Source organism: Candidatus Methylomirabilis limnetica (genome assembly GCF_003044035.1).
In the GTDB taxonomy this organism is placed as follows: domain Bacteria; phylum Methylomirabilota; class Methylomirabilia; order Methylomirabilales; family Methylomirabilaceae; genus Methylomirabilis; species Methylomirabilis limnetica.
The window spans coordinates 21,635-37,489 of the sequence record NZ_NVQC01000022.1 but is presented as its reverse complement, the minus strand read 5'-3'; the positions used below and the strand labels follow the sequence as shown (position 1 = coordinate 37,489).

General features: G+C 60.3%; 15 protein-coding genes. 13 read left to right on the top strand and 2 right to left on the bottom strand.

Features of this window, described 5'->3' with window-relative positions:
* Positions 1-7 precede the first annotated feature (7 nt).
* The 13 genes from CLG94_RS07410 (at position 8) to CLG94_RS07350 (ending at position 13,425) form a co-directional block, all read left to right on the top strand.
* Positions 8-1,351, top strand: a complete 1,344-nt coding sequence (locus CLG94_RS07410; protein ID WP_107562235.1) for a dihydroorotase — start codon at positions 8-10, stop codon at positions 1,349-1,351.
* Between the two features lie 88 nt (positions 1,352-1,439).
* The gene (gene carA, locus CLG94_RS07405) at positions 1,440-2,651 is read left to right on the top strand and encodes a glutamine-hydrolyzing carbamoyl-phosphate synthase small subunit (RefSeq protein ID WP_107562233.1); all 1,212 of its coding nucleotides are present in this window, start codon (positions 1,440-1,442) and stop codon (positions 2,649-2,651) included.
* 20 nt (positions 2,652-2,671) lie between these two features.
* Positions 2,672-2,929 carry a DUF4258 domain-containing protein gene (locus CLG94_RS07400; protein WP_107562231.1) on the top strand — a complete coding sequence of 86 codons (258 nt, stop codon included), beginning with the start codon at positions 2,672-2,674 and terminating at the stop codon, positions 2,927-2,929.
* Positions 2,926-3,120, top strand: coding sequence for a DUF2283 domain-containing protein (locus tag CLG94_RS07395; RefSeq protein ID WP_107562229.1), 195 nt, complete (start codon positions 2,926-2,928; stop codon positions 3,118-3,120). The genes CLG94_RS07400 and CLG94_RS07395 overlap by 4 nt, the downstream gene beginning before the upstream one ends.
* 34 nt (positions 3,121-3,154) lie before the next feature.
* The gene (gene carB / locus CLG94_RS07390; protein WP_107562227.1) at positions 3,155-6,433 is read left to right on the top strand and encodes a carbamoyl-phosphate synthase large subunit; all 3,279 of its coding nucleotides are present in this window, start codon (positions 3,155-3,157) and stop codon (positions 6,431-6,433) included.
* Positions 6,434-6,531: 98 nt separating this feature from the next.
* Positions 6,532-7,488 carry a dihydroorotate dehydrogenase electron transfer subunit gene (locus CLG94_RS07385; RefSeq protein WP_107562225.1) on the top strand — a complete coding sequence of 319 codons (957 nt, stop codon included), beginning with the start codon at positions 6,532-6,534 and terminating at the stop codon, positions 7,486-7,488.
* A gap of 69 nt (positions 7,489-7,557) precedes the next feature.
* Positions 7,558-8,985: an aminodeoxychorismate synthase component I gene (gene pabB, locus CLG94_RS07380; RefSeq protein WP_107562223.1), complete on the top strand. Its 1,428-nt coding sequence runs from the start codon at positions 7,558-7,560 to the stop codon at positions 8,983-8,985.
* 69 nt (positions 8,986-9,054) lie between these two features.
* Positions 9,055-10,035, top strand: a complete 981-nt coding sequence (locus tag CLG94_RS07375) for an aminotransferase class IV (RefSeq protein ID WP_161954079.1) — start codon at positions 9,055-9,057, stop codon at positions 10,033-10,035.
* Positions 10,032-11,003, top strand: a complete 972-nt coding sequence (locus CLG94_RS07370) for a dihydroorotate dehydrogenase (RefSeq protein WP_107562219.1) — start codon at positions 10,032-10,034, stop codon at positions 11,001-11,003. Before CLG94_RS07375 ends, CLG94_RS07370 begins: the two co-directional genes overlap by 4 nt.
* Complete coding sequence (gene nth / locus CLG94_RS07365; protein ID WP_107562217.1) at positions 11,000-11,665, top strand: endonuclease III; 666 nt, start codon at positions 11,000-11,002, stop codon at positions 11,663-11,665. Before CLG94_RS07370 ends, nth begins: the two co-directional genes overlap by 4 nt.
* A 106-nt stretch (positions 11,666-11,771) precedes the next feature.
* Entirely contained in the window at positions 11,772-12,560 is a 789-nt protein-coding gene (locus tag CLG94_RS07360; RefSeq protein ID WP_107562215.1) for a DsbA family protein, read from the top strand.
* A gap of 170 nt (positions 12,561-12,730) precedes the next feature.
* Entirely contained in the window at positions 12,731-12,994 is a 264-nt protein-coding gene (locus tag CLG94_RS07355) for an AbrB/MazE/SpoVT family DNA-binding domain-containing protein (RefSeq protein WP_107562213.1), read from the top strand.
* Positions 12,991-13,425: a PIN domain-containing protein gene (locus CLG94_RS07350; RefSeq protein ID WP_107562212.1), complete on the top strand. Its 435-nt coding sequence runs from the start codon at positions 12,991-12,993 to the stop codon at positions 13,423-13,425. Before CLG94_RS07355 ends, CLG94_RS07350 begins: the two co-directional genes overlap by 4 nt.
* Positions 13,426-13,513: 88 nt before the next feature.
* On the opposite strand, the gene CLG94_RS07345 is transcribed toward CLG94_RS07350, so the two are convergent.
* Complete coding sequence (locus CLG94_RS07345) at positions 13,514-15,067, bottom strand: glycine betaine ABC transporter substrate-binding protein (protein ID WP_107562211.1); 1,554 nt, start codon at positions 15,065-15,067, stop codon at positions 13,514-13,516.
* Positions 15,054-15,821, bottom strand: coding sequence for an ATP-binding cassette domain-containing protein (locus CLG94_RS07340; RefSeq protein WP_107562210.1), 768 nt, complete (start codon positions 15,819-15,821; stop codon positions 15,054-15,056). Before CLG94_RS07340 ends, CLG94_RS07345 begins: the two co-directional genes overlap by 14 nt.
* Positions 15,822-15,855: the final 34 nt, after the last annotated feature.

Below are 15,855 nucleotides of genomic sequence, written 5' to 3'. Positions count from 1 at the left end.
AGCTCTCATGCGGATTCTGATCAAGGGTGGTCGAGTCATCGATCCTGCAAATGCGGTCGATGAAATCCTGGATCTCCTCATAGAAGACGGGAAGATTATAAGGTTAGGCCGGAGCACGGCAGAACCCACTCTTAACACCCGGGGAAACGGGAAGACATCAAAGAATTCGAGATCCCAGACAGCAGGAGTAGAGTCCATTGATCGGGTGATGGATGCCACAGGGTTGGTGGTCTGTCCGGGGTTGATCGACATGCATGTCCACCTGCGCCAGCCAGGACGTGAGGATAAAGAGACCATTGCGAGCGGAACGATGGCTGCGGCGCGGGGGGGTTTTACGGCGGTTTGCTGTATGCCGAACACCGACCCGGTAAACGACACGCGCGCTGTTACCGAGTTCATCCTTGACGCGGCCAAGCGCGAGGGGGTCGTTCGGGTGTACCCCGTTGGCGCCATCACGAAGGGGATGAAAGGGGAGGAGCTGGCCGAGATCGGAGAGCTATTCGAGGCTGGCTGCGTCGCTATCTCCGATGATGGTCGGCCGGTGATGAGCCCCGAACTGATGCGGCGGGCCATGGAGTACGCGGCGATGTTTGACCTGCCGGTTATCCAGCATAGTGAGGATCTGCACCTGAGCGGCAGGGGCGTGGTCCATGAGGGGTTCGTCTCGACCGATCTCGGGCTTCGTGGCATCCCCTCAGCCTCGGAGGCGGTGATGGTAGCGCGAGATATCCTCCTGGCGGAGCTGACTGGCGCGAGACTCCACATTGCGCACGTGAGCGCAGCCGAATCGGTACGTCTGATCCGCGAGGCCAAGGCCCGCGGGGTCCGGGTGAGCTGCGAGGTGACCCCGCATCACCTGGCGCTCACGGAGGAGGCGGTCCGTGGCTTCAGTACTCACGCCAAGATGAATCCGCCGCTTCGGTCCGAGGCCGACCGGCAAGCCCTGATCGAGGGCCTGCGAGACGGAACCATCGACGTGATCGCGACAGATCACGCCCCTCACACGGTCCAGGAGAAAGAGCAGGAGTTCGATCAGGCACCCTTCGGGGTGATCGGTCTGGAGACGGCACTCGCCGTGACGATCACAACCCTGGTGCATCCTGGAGTACTCACACTCTCGCAGGCGATGGGGAAGTTCACCAGCGAGCCCGCGCGCATCCTGAAGCTCCCAAAGGGACGCATTGCCGAAGGCGCCGACGCTGATCTGACGATCTTTGATCCGACTCGGGAGTGGGAGGTGGACGCGGGCGCCTTTGTGTCGAAAAGCCGCAATACCCCCTTCCACGGCTGGCGGCTTAAGGGGCAGGCTGTGGCGACGCTTGTCGCTGGCAAGGTGGTCTGGGAGGCGTGATGAGAGTGCGAAGCACGGTATGCGAAATCTCCCCATCCCCCCTTTCTAAAAGGGGGGCACGGGGGGATTTGGGGGACAAGGGACGCTTATGAAGCAGGCGTTATTGACGCTGGCCGATGGCGCCATCTTCGAGGGTGTCTCCTTCGGCGCAGAAGGGGAGACCGTCGGTGAGGTGGTCTTCAACACCAGCATGACCGGATACCAGGAGGTCCTGACCGACCCCTCGTACAAGGGCCAGATGGTCGTGATGACCTATCCTCTGATCGGCAACTACGGCATCAACCCTGAGGACGTCGAGTCAACAGTGCCGGCCGTGGAGGGGTTCATTGTGAAGGAGGCGAGCCCCTACCCAAGCAATTGGCGCAGCACTCGGACCCTTGACAGCTACCTTAAAGAGCAGGGCGTCGTGGGAATTCAGGGGATCGATACCAGGGCGCTCACCAGGCATCTGAGGGACCATGGGGCGATGGAAGGGGTGATCTCAACAAGAGACCTGAACCCAGATAGCCTGATTGCCAAGGCCAAGGCCTCGCCTGGCCTGATCGGTCGCGATTTGGTGAAAGAGGTGGCCTGTACCTCGCCCTACACGTGGCGCGAGGGACCGTGGCAATTGGGAAAGGGGTACGAAGGCAGTTTCGAGTTTCGAGTTTCGAGTTTCGAGTTGGCAGATCAGCTCGCGCTGTTCCCTAACCCCTCTACCCTAACCCATAAACCCTTCCGTGTGGTGGCCTACGACTGCGGGATCAAGTTGAATATCCTGCGGAGGTTGGTAGAGGCAGGGTGCGACGTGACGGTGGTTCCTCCGGATACTCCTGCGTCCACGGTCATGGGTTTGGCCCCGGATGGGGTCTTCGTGAGTAATGGCCCCGGCGACCCGGAGGGCGTGCCGTATCTGATTGACAACGTGCAAAAGCTGATTGGCGCCGCGCCGATCTTCGGCATCTGCTTGGGCCATCAGATCCTGGGTCTCGCCCTCGGGGGACGGACCTACAAACTGAAGTTCGGTCATCACGGCGGGAACCAGCCTGTCAAGGATCTGACGACCGGGAAGGTGGAGATCACCACCCAGAATCACGGCTTTGCCTTGGACATCGCCTCGATCCCGGATAAAGAGATCGAGCTGACCCACATCAATCTCAACGACCAAACCGTCGAGGGGATGCGACATCGTCGCCTCCCGATCTTTTCGGTGCAATACCACCCGGAAGCCTCCCCTGGTCCCCATGACGCCAGCTACCTCTTTCAGCGCTTCGTGGACCTCATGGCGAGCAAGCGCAACCGGGAGGGCGCGAAGGGTTGATTGATCGAGGATGCAGAACGGTGAGGTTCCACTACTCTAAGCATCTGCATGAGGAACTAGATAGACGTAAGATTTCGCGAAAGCTCTTGGAGCAGGTTTTACAAGGGCCGGAACAGAAAGTACCTGAGGTGGACAACGTTACCTGCTATCAATCTCAGGTAGAAATCGAGGGAAAGCCTTGTCTCTTGCGGGTGATGGTCAACGAAACGGTCGATCCCCCCGTTGTGGTCACCGTGTACCGGACAAGCAAGATCAGCAAGTACTGGAGGGTGCCATGAAGGTCAAATATGACCAAGAAGTGGATGTACTCACAATCGAATTTAGTGACGCACAGGTTGAGGAGAGTGACCAGGACAAACCAGGGGTAATTCTGGACTACGACAAGGACGGGAACATTGTGGGCATGGAAATCCTCAACGCATCCAAGCGGGTCCAGAATCCTAAATCCGTGGAGTACGCTGTCGCTTGACGTGTGAGGTTCAATCAGCGGGAGTCTTGCAGCTATGCCAAAGCGCACTGACATTAAGAGCATCTTAATCATCGGGTCGGGCCCGATCGTCATCGGGCAGGGGTGCGAGTTCGACTACTCAGGGACCCAGGCCTGTAAGGCGCTGCGGGAGGAAGGCTACCGGGTGATCCTGGTCAACTCGAATCCTGCCACGATCATGACCGACCCGGAGATGGCGGACCGGACCTACCTGGAGCCGCTGACCGTGCCTATACTCTCGCAGATCATCGCCCGGGAGAGACCGGATGCGCTGCTGCCCACCCTCGGGGGGCAAACCGGCCTCAACCTGGCTGTCGCGTTGGCCGAGGAGGGAATCCTGGACCGATACGGGGTTGAGATGATCGGGGCGAAGCTACCGGCCATCAAGAAGGCCGAAGATCGCGACCTCTTCAAACAGGCAATGCAGAAAATCGGGGTTGAGGTGGCTGAGAGCGGCCAGGCCCGTTCCCTCGAGGAGGCTCGTACCATCGTCGAGCGGATCGGTTACCCGGCGATCATCCGTCCTTCGTTCACGATCGGAGGCACCGGCGGCAGCATCGTCTACAACCGGGATGAGTTCGACGAGCAGGTCCAGTGGGGCCTCAGTGTGAGCCCCGTCCACCAGGTTCTGGTAGAAGCCTCCGTGATCGGCTGGAAGGAGTTCGAGCTGGAGGTGATGCGCGACCTGAAGGATAACGTCGTGATCATCTGTTCCATCGAGAACTTCGACCCGATGGGGGTTCACACCGGTGACTCGATCACGGTGGCCCCGGCGCAGACCCTGTCCGACAAAGAGTATCAGCTCATGCGGGACGCCGCGATCGCTATCATCCGGGAGATCGGTGTCGAGACCGGTGGCAGCAACATTCAGTTCGCCATCAATCCCGAGAACGGGCGGATGTTGGCGATTGAGATGAATCCGAGGGTTTCTCGATCCTCGGCATTGGCCAGCAAGGCGACCGGGTTCCCCATCGCAAAGATCGCCGCCAAGCTGGCTGTGGGCTATGCGCTGGATGAGATCCGCAACGATATCACGAAGGAGACGACAGCCTGTTTTGAGCCGACCATCGACTACTGCGTCGTCAAGTTCCCTCGATTCTCGTTTGAGAAGTTTGCCGGTGCGGACGAGACTCTGACGACGCAGATGAAATCGGTTGGGGAGGCGATGGCGATCGGCCGGACCTTTAAGGAGGCTTTGCAGAAGGTGATCCGCTCGCTCGAGATCGATACCTATGGACTCGAGAGCCGGATCTTCAAGGGTAAGGCAGTACGGGGTGCGGCGGTGAGCGAGGCCGACCTCCAGTTAGTCCGAGACCGCCTTCGCATTGCCAATTGGGAGCGGGTCTTCTACATTGCCGATGCGCTCCGGCTTGGGATGACAGTGCAGGAGATCTACAAGCTCACGGCCATTGATCCCTGGTTCATCGAGAACATTAAAGAGATCGTGGACTTTGAGGACCGATTGATCGGCCTCGGTGGGAGCCGTCGTGGGCCTACGCTGCTCCGCCTACTGACGGTTCCGATGATGCGCGAGGCCAAAGCCATGGGTTTTGCCGATCGCCGACTGGCCGAGCTTGTCGGCTCTCAGGCGTCTACCGTCCGGGATGCCAGGAAGCGGATGGGGATCGAGGCCACCTTCAAGATGGTGGATACCTGCGGCGCCGAGTTCGTGGCCCATACGCCGTACTTCTATTCGACGTACGAGCAAGAGTGCGAGGCCAACCCGACCAACCGCAAAAAGATCATGATCCTGGGTTCCGGCCCGAATCGGATCGGCCAGGGTATCGAGTTCGACTACTGTTGCGTTCACGCGGCCTTCGCCTTGAAAGAGATTGGCTATGAGACGATCATGGTCAACTGCAATCCGGAGACGGTCTCGACGGATTACGACACCTCCGATCGCCTGTACTTCGAGCCGCTCTGCATGGAGGATGTCCTGAACATTGCGGAGCGGGAGCGGCCAGAGGGGGTAATCGTCCAGTTCGGAGGGCAGACCCCACTGAAGCTGGCCATTCCGCTAGAGCAGGCAGGCGTGAAGATCCTTGGAACCCCACCCGACGCCATCGACCGAGCCGAGAACCGGGAACGGTTCAAGCAGGTGCTGCAGCGTCTTGGCCTGAATCAGCCGCCAAATGGAACCGCCGTTTCAGTGAGCGAGGCACTTCGGATTGCGCGGCAGATCGGCTATCCGGTCCTGGTGCGTCCCTCGTACGTCCTCGGTGGCCGTGCGATGGAGATCGTCTATAACGATTCGAGCCTCCAGGACTACATGGCGCGCGCAGTGCAGGCCTCGCCAGAGCATCCCGTGCTGGTCGATAAGTTTCTGGAGGACGCCATCGAGATGGATGTCGATGCCCTGTGCGACGGCCAGGAGGTCGTGATCGGCGGGATCATGGAGCACATTGAGGCGGCTGGAGTCCACTCCGGAGACTCGGCCTGTTCTCTGCCACCTCGGTCAGTGCAACAGCCGTTGCTCGATCAGATCCGGGTCCAGACGAAGGCTATGGCGCTGGAGCTTGGGGTAGTTGGCCTGATCAACATCCAGTTCGCGATCAAAGACCATGTAGTCTACGTCCTGGAGGTCAATCCCCGCGCTTCTCGAACCGTCCCCTTCGTCAGCAAGGCGATCGGTGTCCCCCTAGCCAAACTGGCGGCCAAGATCATGGCCGGGATGAGCCTCAAAGACCTGGGCTTTACCGAGGAGCCTAAGCTTCGCCATGTGGCGGTTAAGGAGGCGGTCCTGCCTTTTGTGAAGTTTCCTGGAGTCGATGCCCTCTTAGGGCCGGAGATGAAATCGACCGGTGAGGTCATGGGGATCGACCGCGAATTCGGGCTGGCCTTTGCCAAATCGCAGGTGGGGGCTAGTGGCGCCCTTCCCCTGAAAGGGACGGTCTTCCTGAGTGTGCGGGATAGTGACAAGCTGCATATCGTGCTTCTGGCACGACGGCTTGCGGATCTGGGCTTTCAGCTCGTGGCGACGGCTGGGACTGCGGCCTCGTTAGAAGGCGGCGGGGTGACCGTGAAGGCAGTGGCCAAGGTCATCGACGGCGTGCGCCCACATATCGTGGATAAGATGAAGAATGGCGAGATTGGCCTGGTCATTAATACGCCGGAGGGCCACCATGCTCGTCTTGACTCTTACTCCATCCGACGGACAGCGATCACCATGGGCATTCCCTACTTTACCACTATGGCCGCGGCGCAGGCGGCGGTGGAGGCGATCCAGGCGATGCAGCACGGGACGTTGAGGGTCAAGGCACTGCAGGAGTATCACTCAGACGCCGGGTGCGCGTAGGGGCAGTCCCTTGTGGCTGCCCTATGTGCGAAGTGCAAAACCCCCTCCAACCCCCCTTTGGTAAAGGGGGGCACGGGGGGATTTGAGGGGTGCGGGGAATGGCGACGGCATCTGAGGTCCAAGTTGAAGTGGTGTCCAATCGGCAGATCGCACCGGAGTACTTTTCGATGCGTCTGGTTGGCCCTCGATACCTGGCCAGATTCCGCCCTGGCCAGTTTCTCATGCTTGGATGTACAGATGGACTGGATCCGCTGCTGCCTCGAGCCTTGAGCATCCGAAGTGTAAAAACCCCCCCCAACCCCCCTTTATCAAAGGGGGGCACGGGGGGATTTAAGGGGCACGGGGGGATTTGGCGTGCGGGGCCTGCCCCGGACACCGATCCGGGGTGCGAGGTAGAGATTTTGTACAAGGTGTGTGGCCGCGGGACGGCGCTCCTGGCGACGATGCGTCCAGGTAGGTCCCTCCGGGCTCTCGGCCCCTTGGGGAACGGCTTTGAGGTTCCACGTTCCGCAACGGAGGTGTTCCTGGTTGCTGGCGGAATCGGTGTCCCTCCGATTGCCGCCCTTGCTGAGGGTCTTGCCACGCGCCGAGCATCACGCGAAACGAAGATGACCGTCTTTCTCGGCGGGAGATCTAAGGCTGATCTGCTGTGTACCGTCGATTTTAAGCGGGTCGGCGCAAAGATTCACGTGGCCACAGAAGATGGCAGCGCCGGTCAGAAAGGGTTGGTGACCGAACTGCTGGAGCAGTATCTCAACACCTCGCACCCCAAATCCGCCAGTTCCCCCCTTTATAAAAGGGGGGTTGGGGGGATTTACGCCTGCGGCCCGCATCCCATGCTGGCGGCTCTTGCGACGATTGCCGAAAAATATGAGCTGCCCTATCAGGCCTCCATGGAAGCGAGCATGGCCTGCGGCTTCGGGGCCTGCATGGGCTGCGTCGTACCGGTGAAGGGTGGCGAACAAGACCTGTCTGCCAGCCAAGCAGGTCGGACCTACCGCCTCGTTTGCAAGGACGGGCCAGTCTTTGACGGTTACGACATCCTCTGGCCTTAATCGCGTGCAGCGTGCCACAAACGCAATAAACGCCATGAACGCCATGAACGCACCGACGCGACAGACGCAATGGACGCAATGGACGCAATAATAGAGGAAGTCCCAAATCCGCCCGCCATCGCGGATCTTTTTGGTCTGGTCGCCGCCCGGCCCGGTTCCAGTCTCCTGGATGCTGATCCTTGGGCTACCAATCACTGGCGGGCTACGTGCTTTGGTTATGATCCGTTCCTCACCTTCTCGGCGAAAGGGCAGGAGATCACCATCTTGCGGGAGGGTAGGCTAAGCCGACTCACCGGCGATCCATTCCGGCACCTTCAGACGCTTCTCCGGCAGTTTGGTGACATCACGCATGTTCGGGAATTTCCAGCAGCCGGCGCCATCGGCTACTTCGGTTACGACCTTCGACACCACCTCGAAATACTGCCGGCCGTGGCGGTGGACGACCTTGGGCTTCCGGACTGCGTGATCCATTTCTACGACCTCCTCTTCTGGTTCGAACCGGGAACGGGACGGCTTCTCGTCACCTCGTCCGGCTTGCCTCTCCCCCCCGGTGCCGACCGGGAGCGGCGAGCTCGGGAGCGGTTGCAGGAAGGCCTTGACTTGATCCGGCAGGCCCGGCTGATCGCTCGTAGTACGCCGCCTGATTTGCCGCACACCGAGGCTCCCCTCGAGAGCAACATGTCAAAAGCGTACTACTTCAAGGCGCTAGAGGCGGTGTTGGAATACATCGCGGCGGGTGACATTTATCAGGCCAACATCTCGCAGCGCTTCGCTACTCACTTTTCGGGCGATCCCTGGGCCCTCTACCGGCGCCTTCGGACCCGCTTCCCCGCGTCCTTCGGGGCGTACCTTCACTGTGGTCCCTTCCATGTGCTGTCCAACTCCCCGGAACGGTTCCTGCTGGTGGAGGGGAATCGGATCTCGACCTGCCCGATAAAGGGGACCCACCCTCGCGGGATGACGCTAGAGGATGATGCGCGCATCATTGGCCACCTGCGTCGCGATCCCAAGGAGCGCGCCGAACATGTGATGATCGTGGACCTGGAGCGAAACGATTTGGGTAGGATCTGTCGGGTCGGCTCTGTGCACGTGGAGCAGTTCGAGACGATCGAGACCTACCACACCCTCCACCACATGGTCTCAACCGTGGCAGGCATTCTCGATGAGGGGGCGGACCCGATCGACTGTTTGCGGGCCACCTTCCCTGGCGGCTCCATCACCGGAGCCCCCAAGATCCGCGCGATGGAGGTGATCGACGAAGTGGAGCCAACGGCTCGTGGCCTCTACACCGGGGCGATCGGGTTCATCGGGTTCTCCGGCGCGATGGAGCTGAACGTCGCTATCCGGACGGCCATCGTGACAGGCAGACGGATCTATTTTCAGACCGGCGGCGGGATCGTGGCCGACTCTTCGCCGATACGAGAGTACGAGGAGACGTTGTTAAAGGCCGAAACCTTCTTTCGGACCCTCGGCGTGGGCGCTGGTTTTGGAAGGTAATTGCGTCTATTGCGTGCAGCGTGACGCGTTCATAGCGTGCCGCGTAACGCAATGGACGCAATCAACGCAATGGCCGCAAAAGACGCAATGAACGCAATTGTCTATCTGAATGGGCGCTACGTGCAGGCCGAGCGGGCGAAGGTGTCGGCGTTCGACCGCGGGTTCTCGTATGGCGATGGCCTCTTCGAAACCATCCGAGCGTATGCCGGGTGGGTCTTTGGCCTTGAGCGCCACCTCGCTCGCCTCAAGAAGGGCGCCGATCAGATCGGGATTCCGTTCGAAGATGACGTTGGCGAGTGGCGGCAGGTGATGGGTCAACTGCTCCGGCGGAGTAGCCTGCGGGCCGCTGATGCCTCTTTGCGGTTGACGGTTACGAGAGGCCCGGACGTGCTCGGTTCCCTCCTGCCTCCCGACGTGCCCCCTTCACCCACGCTGCTGTTGGTCGCCAGGCCCTTGTATGCTGGGATCGCCGAACGTCAGCAGGTCGGGATCGACGCGGTCATGGTTCACTGGGGGAGCCCATTCAACCCACTCCAAATCAAGTCGCTTGGCTACCTCTATAACATGCTGGCGATGGTACAGGCGCAACGCGAAGGGGCTCAGGAGGCCCTGTTTGTCGATCGCGATAACTGCGTCGTCGAGGGGGCCACGAGTAATCTGTTCTCGTTCTCGAAGGGGGTGCTGACAACCCCTCCCTTAAGCTCGGGGCTCTTACCGGGCATTACGAGGGAAGTAGTAATCGAGCTCACGAAAAAGGAGGGCCTGATCCTCCGCGAGGCGCCTCTGCCGCTTCAGGACCTCCTCGCGTCCGAGGAGGCGTTCCTGACCGGCTCTCTGAAGGAGATCATGCCGCTTGTCGCAATCGACGGCAATAAGATCGGTACCGGAAGCCCCGGCCCTGTGACGCAACGTCTCCAAAGGTGCTACCGAACAGCCGTGGAGGAAGAGCGGACACAAGGGATGCGAGGTGCAAAACCCCCCACCCCCCCTTTACGAAAGGGGGGCACGGGGGGATTTGAAGGGTGCGAGATGCGAGGCGCGAAATCATGAAACCTGTCGTGAGCCGCGTCAAACGACCAGACCTGCGCGTGACTGTTGCCGGCATCTCCATGCGGAACCCGGTAATGACCGCCTCCGGGACTTTCGGCTATGCTCAGGAGTTTGAGTCGTACCTGGATCTCTCACGCCTGGGAGCCATCGTGGTCAAGACCATCACGCTGCACCCTCGCGTCGGAGCCCAGCCTTCCCGGATTGTCGAGACCCCGGCCGGGATGCTGAACGCAATCGGCCTTCAGAATGTTGGCATCGAGGCCTTCCTCAGAGAGAAACTTCCCTATCTTATCGGGCTTGGGCCCCCCGTCATCGTCAATATCGCCGGGGAGTCGGTCGAGGACTATGTTGAGCTGGCGAAGCGGCTGAGCGATCAGGAGGGAGTCAGCGGGATCGAATTGAACATCTCGTGTCCCAACGTGGCTGATGGCTTGATTTTTGGCTGCAATGCTGTGCTGGCCAACAAACTGGTCGCGCGCGTGCGACAGGCTACTCGACTTCCACTCATTCCAAAGCTCTCCCCGAACGTCACTGATGTTGCTGAGATTGCCAGAGCGCTGGCAGAGGGTGGGGCCGACGCGCTCTCCCTCATCAACACGCTGATCGGTATGGCCATCGACGTACGAAGCCGGCGGCCGAAGCTCGGCAACGTGACCGGCGGGCTCTCCGGCCCCGCCATCCGGCCGATCGCTGTCCGAATGGTGTGGGAGGTAGCGCGAGCGGTGAAGCTGCCGCTCATTGGGATGGGTGGGATCATGACGGCGGACGACGCGCTCGAGTTCCTTATCGCGGGGGCCACGGCAGTGGCGGTTGGGACGGCCAACTTCACCTCACCAAGCAGTGCTACACGGGTCATTGATGGGATCGAAGCGTATCTAATCGACCACAAGATCAAACGTGTAACCGATCTCATTGGCTCCCTGGATCTCACCGGTACCCCGCGGGAGGTAGCAGGGGGATCAAGGTGAAACAGCAAAAAAGCGATATCCTCACCGCTACCCCAGCTAAGGCCAAGAAAATCCTGGCCATCATCGAGTCATCCTATCCCGATGCCCACGTGACGCTCGACTTCACGAACCCATTCCAACTACTCATCGCGACAATCCTGGCTGCCCAGTGCACGGACGAGCGGGTGAATCAGGTTACGAAGGGGTTGTTCAAGCGGTATCCGACCCCACAGGTGCTTGCCGATGCTGACCCGGTAGAGATGGAGGAAGCGATCCGATCGACAGGCTTTTACCGGAACAAGGCCAGGAGCATCATCGGCTGCTGTAAGAAGCTGGTCGAGGAGTTCGGCGGGCTAGTGCCGCAGACGATGGAGGAACTAATCACGCTGCCCGGCGTATGGCGCAAGACGGCCAACATCGTCCTGGGCAACGCCTTCGGCATCACCGAGGGGATCGCGGTGGACACCCATGTCACGCGGGTGGCAAACCGCCTTGGCCTGGCCGCCAGCAACAAGCCGGATGAGATAGAGCAACAGCTCTGCCGGGTTGTGCCGAAAGAGAAGTGGACCCTCCTCACCCACCTGCTTGTCTTCCACGGTCGGCGCATCTGCATGGCCAGGAAGCCAGACTGCCCGCACTGCCCGGTCCGCCACCTCTGCTCCTGGCCGGAGAAAACCATCTGACCTGCCGAGGAACCGCATTGACGAATTCGTTTTGTGTTGAATTGTCGGAAGCGCTAGAACCTTGTAGAAACAATGATGTGCTGAGAGAACTCAACAGGAGGAGATCATGAGAATCAGTAGCGCCATAGCTGCCACGACGATCGCAATTCTGACCTGCACCGCCGCACAGGCCACGGAGATCACTGGCGACGAGCTTAAGAAGGCCCTGCAAGAGAATCCCAACGTACTCATCGAGGCGATCAAGGCCAACAAGAAAGCCATCTTCGACATCATCAAGCAGGCGGGGCTTGAGGAGCAGGCCAGCATGCAGAAGGAGGCAGAGGAGGCTGAAAGGAAGGCCTCCGCGGACTCCTTCAAGAACCCCCTCAAGCCCGTGATCGACGACAAGACCCGAATCCGCGGCGAGAAGGATGCCAAGTATACTCTGGTTGAGTATTCCGACTTCCAGTGTCCTTACTGTGCGAGCGCCCATCACACTGTCAAGGAGCTGAGAAAGAGGCACGGCAAGGAGCTGCGATTCATCTACAAGCACCTGCCCCTGCCCTTCCACGCCCAGGCAATGCCCGCCGCACAGTGGCTCGAGGCCGTCGCGATCCAGTCGCCTGAGAAGGCTTGGAAGTTCCACGACATCCTCTTCGAGAACCAATCCAAGCTCGGCGTCGACTTCTTCAAGAAGACCGCCAAGGATCTAGGCATCGACGTGGAGAAGTGCGAGAAGGATGCCGAGAGCCAGGCCGTGAAAGACCGCATCGCTGCGGACATTGAGGAAGCCAAGCAGTTCGGCTTCAACGGTACCCCCGGCTTCTTGCTCAACGGTGTTCCGGTGAAGGGCGCCTACCCGATCGAGCACTTCGAGGAGATCATCAAGAAGCTCGCCGCCACTAAAGCCAATTAGGGAACACGGAAAGTCTTGGAAGATCTTGGGGTCATGCTCGATTTATGCCTAGTTTGCGGTCGGTATACCGCCTGTTCCTCTGGCCCCAGGTCTTGCCGGAAAGATGAGGAAAATGGCATTGAATTATGCCAGTTGGCAATATATAATGCCATAAAGAGGAGGAGTGTGTAATGGAGACAACGTTGGATAGATTCGGTCGGGTGGTGATCCCAAAAGAAATCCGCGATATTCTCGGTCTAAAACCAGGAGAACTGTTAAAGGTCGAGCAATCGGATGACGAGGTGATTTTGAAGCCGTTGCGCGAAGAAATCCCAATCAAGGTGAAGGATGGCCTGCTGGTCTATGCAGGCACAGCAACAGGCAATCTGATGGAGGCTGTGAGGGCTCATCGCGAGGAACGCATCAGGAGGGTGTCTTCGCCGCGGAGATCATGAAAATCCTTTTTGATACCTCTGTCCTTGTGGCCGCGATTGTAGGACCGCACCCCCTGCATGCCCCTGCTTTCCGATGGCTCAAACGGGCAAGGGCGAAAGAGTTCGATATGCTGGTTGCCGGTCATACGCTGGCTGAGCTTTATGCGGGGTTGGCCACGTTGCCCATAAGCCCACGGATTACGCCATGGATAGCCGGACATCTGATCCACAGTGATGTTGAAACCCTGGCAAAGATGGTTTCCCTTTCACCTTCGGAGTACAGCTCTGTCGTCAAGCGGATGGTTGATCTGGGACTATCCGGAGGCGTGATTTATGATGCCATTATCGTCATGGCAGCGAAGAAATCCAGGGTTGATCACGTGTTAACATTCAATGTTGACGACTTCAAACGCGTGTGGCCTGAGGGCGCAGACCGTCTCATCGCGCCATAAGACACACGGCAATATATTTGGTGAGCCCTTCAACATGCTCAGGGCGCACGGTAAATGTAAAGAAGTGTTAGACGCACTACACTGGTCCTTACCGGGCCGGCGACTGTAACCCAAGCTGGTCAAGGAACTCCCGCGCGACGACTGCGGCATCGCGGTGGCTGACATCTACATCGTAGTTCATCTGTCGCATCGCCTCCGCCGAGATCCGTCCTGCTAATCGCTCGATCGCCGTCCGAAGCGCCGGATGGGCTGCCAGCGTCTGGGTCCGCACAACGGGGATGGCGTCGTATGGTGGGAAGTACCGTCGGTCATCCTCGAGCATGGTCAGATCGAGCCCCTTGATCAGTCCATTCGTTGCATCGCCCGCGATCAGATCGACAGAGCCTCCCGCGAGCGCTCGATAGCTCAGCGTCAGATCCATCACATGCGGCGTCTCGGCGAATCGTAGCCCGTAGGTCTGGACCAGTCCCTTGTAGCCATCCTCGCGCTCCAGGAATTCGTACCCGAAGGCGGCCTTCCAGCTAGGCGTATGCGCCACCGCATCGCTGATCGTTGTGAGGTTGAGTCGGCGTGCCTCGGCAGCCCGGACGAGGATCGCGAAGGTGTTGTTGAAGCCGAGCGACGGCAGGACCGTACGGTCGGTCGCCGCATACGCTGCGATGACGCGCGCGAGTACGTCCGCGTGATCCCGTGAGGTAGGCTGATGAAAGATCGCGGTCAGGGCCGTTCCCGTGTACTCAACGTAGGCGTCGATGGCGCCGGAGCGAAGCGCTTGATCGCTGATGAACGTGCCGCCGAGATTGAGACGGCGCTCTACCCTGAGATCGGTAGTCCGCTCGATCACCTGGGCCAGCAGCTCGCCGAGGATGATCTGTTCTGAAAAATTCTTCGACCCGATGATGACCCGAGGGCCCCAGCGCCCTGATACGGCGAAGCTGCCCATCACGATCAGTGTCAGCGCGATGCCGGTAGCCACCAGCGCGCGGGCAGTCACGCGCCGCGATCGGGTGGCCCCCGGTGTCATGGCGCGCTCCAGCCATCCGAGCGACGCGTCCACCGCGAGGGCGAGGAGCGCAGCCGGTACCGCCCCTGCCAGGATCAGGGTCGGCTCGGTCATGGAGAGGCCCCGGAAGATATAGTCGCCGAGCCCTCCAGCGCCAATGGCGGCGGCAATCGTGGCCGCCCCCACGCCGCCCACCGCTGCCACGCGAACCCCCGCCACCATCGTCGGCATCGCCAGCGGTAGCTCAACCTGTAGCAGCAACTGCTTCGGCGTCATCCCAAGGGCTACACCCGCATCCCGTGCGGCCCGATCGATCCCCTGGATACCGGCAACGGTGTTGCGCATGACCGGTAGCAGCGCATAGAGGATGAGCACGAGCAGCGCGCTTCGGGCGCCAACCCCTCCAATAAGCGGAGCCGCCACCAGGAACCCGAACATGGCGAGGCTGGGTACCGTCTGGGCGATATTGGCGAAGGTCAGCAGTACCGCGCCCAGCCGAGGGCGCCGTGCCGCCACGATCCCGAGCGGCACCGCGATGGCGATTGCTGCGGCGGTCGCGACCAGCGTGAGCAGGAGATGCTGAGCAATTGCGCCGAGCATGTCGGCGCGATGGGCGACCCAGAAGTTAATCAGTGTCACGGGCGATGACCGGCACTGGCGGCAGTGCATCGAGGAACATCCGAATTCTTGGATCGCCGGCGCGGGCGATGACTTCTGGAGTATCAAGCGCCACGAGGCGTCCCTGATCCAGGACCCCTAGTTTCGTGGCGAGCGCAAAGGCTTCACCCATGTCGTGCGACACCATGACGACGGTCTTGCGGAGCTGATCCTGAATGCGGTGGAACTCGCGATGCAGTTCGGCGCGCGTGAGCGGATCGAGCGCACCGAACGGCTCATCCATCAAGATTACGGGGGGGTCAGCGGCAATCGCCCTCGCGAACCCCACTCGTTGGCGTTGGCCACCTGAGAGCTCGTGGGGGAACCGTCCTTCAAAGGTGGATGGATCAAGCCCGACAAGCTCCAGCAGCTCCTGGCAGCGCGCATGGATACGGGGTTCCGGCCACCCGTCCAGGCGCGGCACGACCCCGATGTTGCGGCCGATGGTCATGTGTGGAAACAGGCCGACCTCCTGCAGCACATAGCCGGTTCGGCGACGCAAGGCGATCGGGTCCCACTCGGGCGTTGCCCGACCCTCGACCCGAACCTCGCCGGCGATCGGTACGAGGAGACGATTGATCAGCCGCAGGATGGTCGTCTTACCGACGCCGCTGCGGCCCACCAGGACGAGCACCTCGCCGCGCTTCACGGTGAAGCTGACATCATCAAGAACCACCGCGCCGCTAGGGGCTCGGTAGTGTACGTGATCAAACTCAATCGTAGGCAGGTCGTTCATGGCCGGCGAGAAAAGGAGATCGGAACCATCGTGG